Genomic DNA, 12291 nt, shown 5'->3' on the forward strand with positions numbered 1-12291 from the left:
TGTCCTCACCGCTCGATCAGCGCAATGCGCTTGTTGTACCCGTTCATCAGCAGGGAAATGCTGATGCTGATCGCCAGGTACACGCTCATGGTGATGGCAATGACTTCAATGGCCTGGCCGGTCTGGTTGAGCACCGTGCCGGCAAACAGCGAAACCATTTCCGGATAACCGATACCGGCGGCCAACGACGAGTTTTTCGCCAGGTTCAGGTATTGGCTGGTCAGCGGCGGAATGATCACGCGCAACGCTTGCGGGATGATGACCTTGCGCAGCGTCGGCCCCGGGCGCAGGCCCAGTGAACGTGCCGCTTCGGTCTGGCCATGGCTGACGGACTTGATGCCCGAGCGCACGATCTCGGCAATGAACGCTGCCGTGTACACCGTCAACGCCAAGGTCAACGCCAGCAATTCCGGGATCAGCACCCAGCCGCCGACGAAGTTGAAGCCCGCAAGCTTGGGCATTTCCCAATGCAGCGGCGTGCCGAAGATCAACACGCACAGCGTCGGGATTACCACCAGCAGCGCCAGGCCCGCCCAGAATTTATGGAAAGGAATCCCCGTCGCTTCAAAGCGCTTGTTGGCCCAGCGGGTCATCAGCACGATGGCAACGATAGCGACCACCAGGCTGGCCACAAACGGCCAGAACCCGTCGGCCGCCAGCGCTGCCGGCATGTTCAGGCCACGGCTGCTGACAAAGAAGGTGTCACCGAAGTTATGGCTGTTGCGCGGCCCTGGCATGGTCAGGAACACCGCGAAGTACCAGAACAGGATCTGCAACAGCGGCGGAATATTGCGGAACACCTCCACGTACACCGTCGCGAGCTTGTTGATCATCCAGTTGGGCGACAAGCGCGCCACGCCGATGATGAAGCCGAGCAGGGTTGCCAGCACCACACCGATGACGGTCACCAGCAAAGTGTTGAGCAGGCCGATGACAAACACCCGGGCATAGCTGTCCGATTCGGTGTAGTCGATCAAGTGCTGCGCGATGCCGAACCCAGCACTGCGCTCAAGAAAGTCGAAACCCGAGGTAATGCCCCGGTGTTGCAGGTTGGTCTGAGTGTTATGGAACAGGTACCAGCCCAGCGAGACCACCGCCACGATCGTGATGATCTGGAACAGCCACGCACGCACTTTGGGGTCGCTGAAGCTGAGCTTCTGCTTGGGTGCGCCGATTTGATTTTGCATGAAGTGCCCCGAAAATAATGGAACAGAACATCACCCGGCAGTTGGCCTACCGGGTGACAGAACCATCAGCGATCAGCGCACAGGGGGTGCGTATTGAATGCCGCCGTTGTTCCACAGGGCGTTCAGGCCACGGTCGATTTCCAGCGGCGTGCTCTTGCCCAGGTTGCGCTCGAACATCTCGCCGTAGTTGCCCACTTGCTTGACGATCTGTACCACCCAGTCCTTCTTCACTTTCAGGTCTTTGCCGTATTCGCCGTCGGCACCGAGCAGACGCGCAACGTCCGGGTTCTTGGTGGACTTGGCTTCAGCTTCGACGTTCTTGGAGGTCACACCGGCCTCTTCCGCGTTGAGCATGGCGTAGCCCACCCAGCGCACGATGGCCAGCCACTCGTCGTCGCCGTTACGCACGACCGGGCCCAGGGGCTCCTTGGAAATGGTTTCCGGCAGCACCACGTAGTCTTTCGGCGAGGCCAGCTTGCTGCGCTGGGCGAACAGCTGGGACTTGTCGGAAGTCAGTACGTCGCAACGCCCGGATTCCAGCGACTTGGCGCTTTCATCGGAGGTGTCGAAGGTAATCGGGGTGTATTTGAGGTTGTTGGCGCGGAAGTAGTCGGAAACGTTCAGCTCGGTGGTGGTACCGGCCTGGATGCAGATGGTTGCACCGTCCAGTTCCTTGGCGCTCTTGACGCCCAGCTTGTTGTTCACCAGAAAGCCGATGCCGTCGTAGTAGGTAATGAAGCCCGGGAATTTCAGGCCCATGCCCGCATCGCGGGAGCTGGTCATGGTGGTGTTGCGCGACAAAATGTCGACTTCGCCTGACTGAAGCGCGGTGAAACGCTCCTTGGCGTTCAACTGGCTGAACTTGACCTTGGTGGCATCGCCAAATACGGCAGCGGCCACGGCGCGGCAATAGTCAGCGTCGATCCCGAGGATCTTGCCGCTGGCATCCGGCACCGAGAAACCCGGCAGGCCGTCACTCACACCGCACTGCACAAAGCCTTTCTTCTGAACGGCGTCCAGGGTGGCGCCCGCCTGGGCAAAACCACTGACACCCAGTACAGCCGCCGCAGTGACGATGGCCAGGGTGGATTTCAATACCTTCATTACAAACCTCCAATTGCTCTTGTTGTGTCGGAGCTCCAACCTCAGCGCACCCTTATGAGGCGATATCGACCCGTGTTGGTTTTTTTTGGGGCCAAGCAGCATGAGGTTTTTGCGGTAATTCCAGTTGCTTTCCCACAGTCGGCAGTCACTGATAGTGTTACCGTCCTAGGAGAGTTCTGACATCGAGCTACACATAGCAAGGCGCGTACCAGAGTCTTGGCCGAGTGGCTGCAACTGCGCTTCAATGGCAAAAGATTCAACCTTGCGACATTCTCTTAACAGATCAACCTGTCGCGCCCCCTTCCGACGCACCTCATCGGAGCGCCCGCACATCTATGGAGCAAACATGACCGAACCCTTGATTCTTCAGCCTGCCAAGCCCGCAGACGCCTGCGTTATCTGGCTGCATGGCCTGGGCGCCGATCGCTACGACTTCCTGCCGGTGGCCGAAGCTCTACAGGAAACGTTGCTGACCACCCGCTTCGTTTTGCCCCAGGCGCCCACGCGTCCGGTGACGATTAATGGCGGCTACGAGATGCCGAGCTGGTACGACATCAAGGCCATGAGCCCGGCTCGTTCGATCAGCCTGGAAGAACTGGAGACGTCGGCCAAAATGGTCACCGACTTGATCGAGGCACAGAAGAGGACCGGGATAGACGCGTCGCGAATTTTCCTCGCCGGCTTCTCCCAAGGTGGCGCCGTGGTTTTCCACACTGCGTATAAGAAATGGGAGGGGCCCTTGGGCGGTGTGATCGCCCTCTCCACCTATGCGCCCACCTTCGATAATGACCTGGAATTATCCGCCAGCCAGCAACGCATCCCCACACTGTGCCTGCACGGCCAGTACGATGAAGTGGTGCAGAACGCCATGGGCCGCAGCGCCTACGAGCATTTGAAGGGCCGTGGTGTCACCGTGACATGGCAGGAATACCCAATGGGCCACGAAGTGTTACCCCAAGAGATACACGATATTGGCGCCTGGCTGATGGAACGCCTGCGCTGAACCCCGTGTTTATGTAGCCGTATGACAGACACACTACGCCGCGCCCGATTCTTGCATTACACTGGCCGGCGTACATTCCTTAATCAATTAATGAGATGACCGTGCTCAAAGCACTCAAGAAAATGTTCGGCAAAAGCGAGGCTGAGCCGCTCGCGCCTGTTCCCAGTGCCCCAGCCCCCAAGCCCGGCAACCGCAATGACGGTCAACAGCCCGGCCGGAATGCGCCCGCCGCCTCACCGAACAAAACCACGGTGACGCCGCCTGAACAGGTAAAGCCTGCCGAGCCCGCCCCGACGCCTGTGGCCAAGCCCCGTCGCGAACGTGCGCCCAAGCCGCCCGTGACTCCATGGAAACTCGAAGACTTCGTCGTCGAACCCCAGGAAGGCAAGACCCGCTTCCACGATTTCAAACTGGCCCCGGAACTGATGCACGCCATCCAGGACCTGGGCTTTCCGTACTGCACGCCGATCCAGGCGCAAGTGCTGGGCTTCACCCTCGCGGGCAAAGACGCCATCGGTCGTGCCCAGACCGGCACCGGCAAGACCGCCGCGTTCCTGATCTCGATCATCACCCAACTGCTGCAAACGCCGCCGCCCAAAGAGCGCTACATGGGTGAACCGCGTGCGCTGATCATCGCCCCGACCCGGGAGCTGGTGGTGCAGATCGCCAAGGACGCCGCCGACCTGACCAAGTACACCGGCCTCAACGTCATGACGTTCGTGGGCGGCATGGACTTCGACAAGCAACTCAAGCACCTTGAAGCCCGTCACTGCGACATCCTCGTCGCCACCCCGGGCCGCCTGCTCGACTTCAACCAGCGTGGCGACGTGCACCTGGACATGGTCGAAGTGATGGTGCTGGACGAAGCCGACCGCATGCTTGACATGGGCTTTATCCCGCAAGTACGCCAGATCATTCGTCAGACCCCGCCGAAAGCCGAGCGCCAGACCCTGCTGTTCTCCGCGACCTTCACCGAAGACGTGATGAACCTCGCCAAGCAATGGACCACCGACCCGTCGATCGTCGAGATCGAAGCGCTCAATGTTGCCAGCGAAAACGTCGAGCAACATATCTACGCCGTCGCCGGTGCCGACAAGTACAAGCTGCTCTACAACCTGGTCAACGACAACGGTTGGGAACGCGTGATGGTCTTCGCCAACCGCAAGGACGAAGTGCGCCGCATCGAAGAACGCCTGGTGCGCGATGGCGTCAATGCGGCGCAACTGTCGGGTGATGTGCCGCAGCACAAGCGCATCAAGACCCTCGAAGGCTTCCGTGAAGGCAAGATCCGCGTGCTGGTGGCCACCGACGTGGCCGGTCGCGGTATTCACATCGACGGCATCAGCCACGTGATCAACTTCACCCTGCCGGAAGTGCCGGACGACTATGTGCACCGCATCGGGCGTACCGGTCGCGCAGGCGCGGCGGGTGTGTCGATCAGCTTTGCGGGCGAGGATGACTCGTACCAGTTGCCGTCCATCGAGGCGTTGCTGGGGCGCAAGATCAGCTGTGAGACGCCGCCGACGCATTTGTTGCGGGCAGTGGAGCGCAAGCGGCCTTAAGCGCGGCTCAATGCCAGTCAGCGAACCTGACTGGCATTTTTACGGCCTCGACCAATATTGCTGATCAGTCATCGCGATCCGAGTCACTCAGAACAGACTGACGAATACGCGCTGCCTCCCGTCGAAACTCCCCATAGAACTGAAAACTACTCCCTGACATGTCCACCAGCCCCAGGCTCATTGGTCGTGGCTGTGGTTGCTGCTGCGACTGTGGCTGCTCGTCCTCGGTCATTGGCTGCGCTTGTGTGCTTTTGAGTCGAGCATCCAGGCTACGGCCGAAGTTAGTCCATCTGAGCACCGAGCGCGCGCCCCCGAATAGTTGGCTGGCGGGGGTAATCTCTTTTGGGCCGGCGAACGAGTAGGATCTCCCTGTCGCGTTCTTGCCTGCCGCAACGAGGCCTTTGCCAAGGGGACTTGAGAGGAAGCCTGTTGTATGTTCAGAGGCTCTGAGCATTGAGGCCTCTCTAAAGGCTTTAACACCCAACGTGGCCGAAAGGCTGACACTGGCAACGACACCAACGGTGGAAAACCCTAACGACGCCCATCCCAGATTCTTGATGTGCTGCGAACGATCCCAGCCCATCTGCTTGTCGACCGCTTCGATACTCAGCCCTGTAATCCCCAATGTACCGGCTATGCTGCTCGCTGAGGTAGCAACCGTAGCCAGCACCTTGCCCGCGAGCGCCAGCCCTGTAAGTTTGCCAATCCCGGCCGCCAGCCCCACCACTGCAACCTTGAACGCCACCAACGACAAGGCCAACGCAACGCCGGTAAGCGTCCAAGCCAACCACTTCGGCAACAACCCGCTAGGGTCGATGAGGTTGACCGGATTCCCGGCACAGTAGGCGTAGCTGTTAATCCCACCCTCATCAAAAGGCGCCAATGGATCAGCCGAACAGAACACCATCAAGCCCGGGTCGTAGGCACGCGCACCCAAATGGTAAAGGCCTACCGCCGCATCCAGACGCTCGCCGTTAAACGCCGGCAGTTGCAGATCCGCCATCGATCGCACACTGCCGTCCTGCGGCACAACCTGGCCCTCGCCATACGGAGCGTAATGACGCTGCACAGGCGCTTGCCCAGGTTCCACCACGCCGCGCACGGTACCGGCACCGTCATTCAGATGCAGCTGCGGCCCCTCGACGCCACCGGTACGCACCTGCACTTGGCCCCCTACGTTGAAGTAACGCAGTTTTCTACTGCCCTGCACCAACCTATCCAGATGATCCCCCGCATAGACCATGGCCACCGGTGATTCATTGTCGCGTGTCGCCACGACTTGTCGAGACTCGGCATCGTACTGGTAGCTGCACTGCTGGGAACCTTCCTGCACGCAGGTCAACTGGTCATAGCCGTTGTAGGTGTAAGTTCGCCCTGCTGGCCCCCCGGTCAAATTACCCGCCGCATCATAGGTCAGGGCATCATCCTGCAACGGGTTGGAGTGGGTCACACGGGTCAGGCGCGTGGGGTCTGCGTCGGTGAAAAACCGCTCGCTGATGTCCTGCGCACCATCAGCGAAAGTCGTCACGACGTGCGTGATGTTATCCAGGCTGTCGAAGCAAAATTGCTGCCCAACGATGTCGCGCCCCAGCGAATCCTGGGGATGTTCACGCCCCTCGCATTTATAAGTCTTGAGCCGCAGGGAGGCGTCATAGGTGAAGGTCTCTCCCATCACCAATTCAGAGGCTGCGTCACGCACGATGCGACTGGCCAGCAGGCTGTTGGGATGATAAGTGCTGCTCATGATGTGTAGCAGCACGCCATTGTGCAAAAAGCGCCGCTGCGCCTCCCGCCCCAAGGGGTCGTAGCTCACCTGTGTGACCACCTCAGTATCGGCGTAGCGAGTGGTCAGTACGTCAGGTCGCGCAAACATGTCATAGCGCTGTTCAATGACTACCGTCCCAGCAGTCATCGTGCAAACCCTGCCCATGGAGTCATATTCAAACTCGCTACGCTGCCCATCATCCGAGATGTATTGCAACATACGCCCGCCGATTGAATAACCATACTGCGTGACCAGTGCCATACCGAGGACCGTTTGTACCTCTTTTTCCGGGTAGCCGTTCACATCATGGAACAACTCATGTTTGAGCGTGCCACTCTCTGAATAGGTCGGTTGACCACTAACCGGATCATGCCGGTACTGCCTATCCGTGTGCCCCGCCATTTTGACCGTGCTCGGGGTGCCCAACTCCTTGTCGTAGGTCCATTGCTGACGGCGCCCACTGCCCGAGACCACGGAGACAGGTTCGGTCCAGTTTGTCTCATAGTGCCAAGTGGTGGCGGGTGCCGTGCCCCTGGACTGAGCAGTCAAACGCCCCAGGCTGTCGTAGGTGCGCGATCCCACCTGCTTGCCATCGATACTGATTGAACTGGGCTGCGCCTCGCTGGTTCCAGACGCGTAGGCCACCGTGCGCAGCCGCGCAGGGCTGCCATCCGAGGGCGTGTGGAGGGTGGTCAATACGCGGTCGAACAGGTCGTAGGTGTAATCGATGCGATGCTTGTCAACGTCCAGCCGTGACAGGCAGCGCCCCAGGCCGTCATAGAGGCATGACTCCACTTCAGTGACCTGCCCCAGGGCGTCCACCCGGTTTACCAGGAACGGCTGATGGTGAGCATTCAGATAGGTTTCCAGGCGCTCGCCGCCTTCGACCCCCGTTACACGCAGATGCAGCCTTGGGTCATACTCATCGATCGCCACGCTGCCATCGGCACGGCTTACACGGCAGGCGTTGCCCCACGCGTTATAAGCGTAGCGCGTGGTCAATACACGCTCGCCATCCGGCAGATAATCAATATGAGTCCGTTCCACCGTTTGCCCAAGGGCATCGTAGCGCCAGGTCCCGAGGGGCTGCTCCTTTGCGCCATTCTCCAGTAACAATGCCTCGGCAACTGGCCGTCCCGCCCCGTCGAAGTAAGTGACGGTACTGCGGCCTTGCGCATCAGTCATCACCAAATGCGCGCGTGTCGTTGGCCCTGCATAGTGATAAACAAAATAACGGCTGGCCTCCTGCGGCTCACCTGGCGAGGCTGTCTGCGCCGTCAATCGTCCTGCGACATCGTACGCGGTGACCAGCGTTGCCCCTCCGTCCCGGCTCATCAACAGTAAGCGCCTGTCGACCAGAGAGTGCGTGCGCACTGACTCCAGCCAGTGGCCCTCACGCCCCAACAGCCGACAGGTTTCGCTCAGCGTGTCGCCAGTGACGGTGTAACTGTAGTTGCTGACTAACACCTGGCCATCAATGGTAGAGGTGGTGCTTTTCAACCGGCCAGCCAGCTCGGCAGGCGTGTCGTAGTAGGTTTGCTGTGTGCTGAATACACCAGCCTGTGCGACCGACTCCTGCAAGACAAAATAGCTGTTCCCTGTATGCGGCACGCGTGTATGGGTGTACTCGGTGAGTCGGACGGCAGGTGTGCCCCCGGCGGGGATAAGGCGCTCTTGTTTGACATAGCGCGGGAACAAATCATGGGGGTCGGCCGGACACTTACCCAGCTCTCCGTCTTTGGAGTAATAACTGTATTCAATGCGCTCCCCAGAATCCTCAGTGCGGCTTAGCTCGTTACCGTAGTCGTCAGTCTCACTCTCGACCTTTACCACCCGCTCCGCGCCTCCCGCCACCAGCGCATAACTGGTCGTGATAACGCGGGGTAGCTGGAGGTTGGGAGGCTGCGCCGGAAAGAGCCCTGGGCACACGTTATATTCAATGGCCCTGGTAGTCCGGGTGCCTTCGCGCAGGACCTGCTCCTCGATCAGCAGGTGGAATTTGTTGTAGGTGGTACGCGTAACGCTCAGCGGCGCCTCATGGGCTGTGTTATCGATGCAGGTCTCTTCCGTCCAATAGTCATACTTACTGCCTATCAGGTACAGGTTGTCTTCGCCCTCACGAAAACCGCCTGAAAACGGGTAGCCGGTGAAATTCATGTCGGGGCTGTAACTATAGGTACGTGACATGCCGGGCTGGCTGGCAGCAGGGGTCTGGACCCAACTGGTGACGCGAGGGATGTATTGGCCATTGGCATACCGATGGCCGTTTTCAGCATAGTTGATCAACTCATCACCGCCCATCGGTGAGCGCACGCGCTTGATAGCAATCATGCCGTTACGAAAGGCTTGCCAATCCAATACATAGCGTGCACTGGGAGGCGACTCGCGACTGTCATAAGGAGCGGTGAAACCGGTCAGTCGAGCGTTCAACTGGGTGAAGGCGATACGTGCATAACGTCCTCCGTCGACTCGCGTATCACTACATACCAAGCGCCCGTTGGAGTAGGTCAACAACAGCAGCACTTGCTGATCATGATCCAGAATACGCTCAAGAGAACCACCCGGCGCGTACTCCCATTTCAGACGCTCACCGTTTTCAAACTGGATAGCATCAATACGATAGGGCGTGGTGCTGCCCGTACGCTTCAATATCTCGACGGTACCGTCCTTGTAAATCACATGAAGCGTCGTGGCATCCGGTCGTTTGACTACCAGGTCCTTAAGCTTGCGGTCCTTGATCAGCAGCGTTCCTCCCACTGGGGGCAGGCTTTGGGTTTTGAATTGTTCGCCGGTGAGCAGTGTGAGCCGCGAACGGGTGCTGTCAAACTCGGTGTTGCTGATGCTCCAACTGGTTCCATAAACACCCACTTTGTTATTCAGCATGGAGAATGACAGCGCGATCGTTCTACTGACCTCCAGCGGGCCTTGCGGGTACAAGGTGGCCAACTGAATTCGACAACCGTATTGGCCGGTGCGTGGGTCTACTCTAGCGCCGAAACGGGTATCAAAATTGAATGCCTGAGAATAAATATCCATATAAAACCCCATCACAAAACATGCATAACATTCAACTAACCGTCCACCAGCTCAAGTTCCAATCCATCACGAATCTGCTGCAAGCTAAAAACATGCTCACAGCCATAGTTATCCAAGATACGCCATTTACTTTTCGCATCATCAGACCCTGATGATGGCGCCGTCACGCGGGCTACAGCAGCACGCATTATGGTAGGCCTCATATTGAACCGAACAATTTTCTCATGCCCAGAAGATGCACCAAGAACGATATCATCGAGAGAAACCACCGGACCAGCAACATCCTTATTGATCACTGTCCCACCTTTAAAATAGTACCCAGCCCCTCTCTTATTAAAATAAGAAGTCTGAAAATTCAGACCTTCCTTACTAACTGACAATGGCGAATCAAGACCTTTATTCACAAGAAAATGCAAACCTGCCGGCGGAGCCCAGTAATAAACATCAATATCATAATATTCATCATGATAGGCATCGTGATCAGCGTATCTAGTCAGATCGCGTACGTGCAACTGATAAAGCCGTGCCGGGCGAACTACCACATACGAGTCAAAGGCAATATCACCATCACTGTAGTTAGTGGTGTACGTCACCCCACCTAATTCGATTGACGCCATGAATCTGCGCTCTTCGACGGGCACACTCGGATCCACACGTAAATAGCGCTCTACGATCTCGACTTGTCGCTGAGCGTGCCCGGCCACGGCCTCTGGTTTTTGATCCGGCCTTACCTCATCGATACGTGTACGCCATAGACCCGTATCGTAAATGTTTTTCTCCTTATCACAGCTCCAACCTTCTGGAAGCGGCTCATTGACATTTGGCGAGTAGAGCGTAATGGTCAAGCTATTACGCTCCGCATTCGACAGCCTGGCAGGCACCCAATACCCATCGGAGTCTAGCTGTTCAACAGTAACCTCAGCGACCACCTTGCATTGATGACGACCATTGGCATACAGCTCATTGGTAAAGGTCCCGCCACCGGGCAATGTGATTTTAAAATGAATGACCCTAAGCGTCCGAACGATCTCACCGGTCAATTTAAAAAAAGGCACGCCAGGAAGGTTCATTGAATCTATTTGTTTCACTAAAAATTTTTGCTCACTGCCATAGTTATCCAAAACCCGCCAAAAACTCTTCGCATCGCGATTCTCAGGCACCAGTGGGGAACTCAACCTGATCGCACGCAGCACAGTCGCTCTTTTGTTAAACGGGATGAAGGGATCGGGAGATGGTGCAGGAAGCCCTGCATCAATTTCATGCAGATGAAGTGTCGAGTCTAGCTCATCCTTGTTTATAAAGGTTCCTACCCTGCTTGAAGCAGTGTTATCGATAGGCGAATGCCACGATAAAACGCTCTGAAAATCCTCACCCTCCCCCGGCAAACCCAGCGGGCTATCAAAACCCATATTTTTTACTACCCACAAGCCTCCTGGTGGGGTCCAGTAGTAAACATCCACCAAGGTGCGATAAGGAGGCGCACTGGAGTAGGCGAGATAATCTACATAAAGATCCATATCGTCCGCATCCCAGCTCATTGGGCGAACAGGGTTAATCGTGATAAAAGACTCAAAAACGGCGTCGCGTTTAGAGCTGTAAGTTGTGTAAACACAACTATCTATGGTCACACACGCCATAAATACTGCGGGCCCGATGGGTGCGTCCGGAGCGCAACGTAAATAGCGCTTGACAGGTTCCTCTAATGAACGCTCAAGACGTTCTTCCAAGTCGTTGACCGGCTCCTGCGGCAGTGATTTATCCTGCCAAAGCCCAAGCGTGAATTGATTTTTTTCTACATCGCAGCTCCACCCGGGTGTGAGGGTTTGATTGCCATGTTCTGAGCATTCGACAACGGTAACACTGGCGCGCTCTTCATCAGTCAAGCGCACACGGACCCACTCGTCGCCTACGCCACTGATTTCTTTAACAACGTCAATGAGGACTTCACATTGATGGCGTCCGTTGGCATAGAGCCCATTAGCCGCTTGCGTATTGGCGGGACGACTGATGCTGAACTTCGACAAACGACATTTGCTTGCTTGTGTGACCATGTCCCACCCCCATCATTAAGTAAGTCCTGAGATCATCAGAACCCGCAAAGAGGGGCGGAACAACTGTCAGATCTGACAGTTCTTTAGATTCATTTTAAATAACGCTATCGGTTAAAAGCGCTGCAACGCCTATGATTTCCAGCGATCCGCCGCGGCATGATCACTGTCTCGCCCATCCACCCAACGAGCGCCCTCACTGGTGTTCTCCTTTTTCCAGAACGGCGCCCGCGTCTTCAGGTAATCCATCACAAACGCACAGGCGTCAAACGCCGCCTGCCGATGAGCACTGGCCGCCGCCACGAACACAATCGGCTCACCCGGTTCCAAGGCGCCGATGCGGTGCAACACCTCCAACTTGAGCAACGGCCAACGCTGCTCAGCCTCAACGGCAATCTTGGCCAAAGCCTTTTCAGTCATGCCCGGGTAGTGTTCCAAAAACATCCCCGACACCTCGCGCCCGTCATTGAAGTCACGCACATAACCGACAAAACTCACCACCGCGCCTACGCCCACATTGGCCGCGTGCATGGCGTTGACTTCGGCGCCCGGATCAAAGGCTTCGACCTGCACACGAATGGCCATG

At 57.3% G+C, this 12291-nt stretch carries 7 protein-coding genes; 2 read left to right on the forward strand and 5 right to left on the reverse strand.

All coding sequences use genetic code 11. From position 1 onward, the window contains the following. Nucleotides 1-5 precede the first annotated feature (5 nt). Together ODQ19_RS01130 and ODQ19_RS01135 are read right to left on the reverse strand one after the other, a co-directional pair. The gene (locus tag ODQ19_RS01130; RefSeq protein WP_330209144.1) at nucleotides 6-1187 is read right to left on the reverse strand and encodes an amino acid ABC transporter permease; all 1182 of its coding nucleotides are present in this window, start codon (nucleotides 1185-1187) and stop codon (nucleotides 6-8) included. 72 nt (nucleotides 1188-1259) lie between these two features. Continuing rightward, nucleotides 1260-2291 (reverse strand): amino acid ABC transporter substrate-binding protein, encoded by a 1032-nt coding sequence (locus ODQ19_RS01135; RefSeq protein WP_044271982.1) that lies wholly within the window; start codon nucleotides 2289-2291, stop codon nucleotides 1260-1262. A 346-nt stretch (nucleotides 2292-2637) separates the two neighbouring features. On the opposite strand from ODQ19_RS01135, the gene ODQ19_RS01140 reads away from it, so the two are divergent. Both ODQ19_RS01140 and rhlB read left to right on the forward strand, forming a co-directional pair. Next, nucleotides 2638-3294 (forward strand): alpha/beta hydrolase, encoded by a 657-nt coding sequence (locus ODQ19_RS01140; protein ID WP_330209145.1) that lies wholly within the window; start codon nucleotides 2638-2640, stop codon nucleotides 3292-3294. Nucleotides 3295-3389: 95 nt separating this feature from the next. Further along, on the forward strand, nucleotides 3390-4856 hold the full coding sequence (gene rhlB / locus ODQ19_RS01145; protein WP_116667219.1) for an ATP-dependent RNA helicase RhlB: 1467 nt from the start codon (nucleotides 3390-3392) through the stop codon (nucleotides 4854-4856). A gap of 64 nt (nucleotides 4857-4920) precedes the next feature. Here rhlB and ODQ19_RS01150 read toward each other — a convergent pair whose 3' ends face one another. The 3 genes from ODQ19_RS01150 to moaE form a co-directional block, all read right to left on the reverse strand. Beyond that, nucleotides 4921-9657: an RHS repeat domain-containing protein gene (locus tag ODQ19_RS01150; RefSeq protein WP_330209146.1), complete on the reverse strand. Its 4737-nt coding sequence runs from the start codon at nucleotides 9655-9657 to the stop codon at nucleotides 4921-4923. 35 nt (nucleotides 9658-9692) lie between these two features. Then, nucleotides 9693-11708, reverse strand: a complete 2016-nt coding sequence (locus ODQ19_RS01155; RefSeq protein ID WP_330209147.1) for a hypothetical protein — start codon at nucleotides 11706-11708, stop codon at nucleotides 9693-9695. A 129-nt stretch (nucleotides 11709-11837) separates the two neighbouring features. After that, nucleotides 11838-12290: a molybdopterin synthase catalytic subunit MoaE gene (gene moaE / locus ODQ19_RS01160; RefSeq protein WP_116667216.1), complete on the reverse strand. Its 453-nt coding sequence runs from the start codon at nucleotides 12288-12290 to the stop codon at nucleotides 11838-11840. Between the last annotated feature and the right edge of the window lies 1 nt (nucleotide 12291).

It is taken from the genome of Pseudomonas sp. AM4(2022) (assembly GCF_036346515.1).
GTDB classification, from domain to species: Bacteria; Pseudomonadota; Gammaproteobacteria; order Pseudomonadales; family Pseudomonadaceae; genus Aquipseudomonas; species Aquipseudomonas paracarnis.

What these genes read in the sequence shown, in the direction of transcription:
- ODQ19_RS01130 (WP_330209144.1), bottom strand. Translation starts at nt 1,187, where the DNA reads ATGCAAAATCAAATCGGCGCACCCAAGCAGAAGCTCAGCTTCAGCGAC.
- ODQ19_RS01135 (WP_044271982.1), bottom strand. Translation starts at nt 2,291, where the DNA reads ATGAAGGTATTGAAATCCACCCTGGCCATCGTCACTGCGGCGGCTGTA.
- ODQ19_RS01140 (WP_330209145.1), top strand. Translation starts at nt 2,638, where the DNA reads ATGACCGAACCCTTGATTCTTCAGCCTGCCAAGCCCGCAGACGCCTGC.
- rhlB (WP_116667219.1), top strand. Translation starts at nt 3,390, where the DNA reads ATGACCGTGCTCAAAGCACTCAAGAAAATGTTCGGCAAAAGCGAGGCT.
- ODQ19_RS01150 (WP_330209146.1), bottom strand. Translation starts at nt 9,657, where the DNA reads ATGGATATTTATTCTCAGGCATTCAATTTTGATACCCGTTTCGGCGCT.
- ODQ19_RS01155 (WP_330209147.1), bottom strand. Translation starts at nt 11,708, where the DNA reads ATGGTCACACAAGCAAGCAAATGTCGTTTGTCGAAGTTCAGCATCAGT.
- moaE (WP_116667216.1), bottom strand. Translation starts at nt 12,290, where the DNA reads ATGGCCATTCGTGTGCAGGTCGAAGCCTTTGATCCGGGCGCCGAAGTC.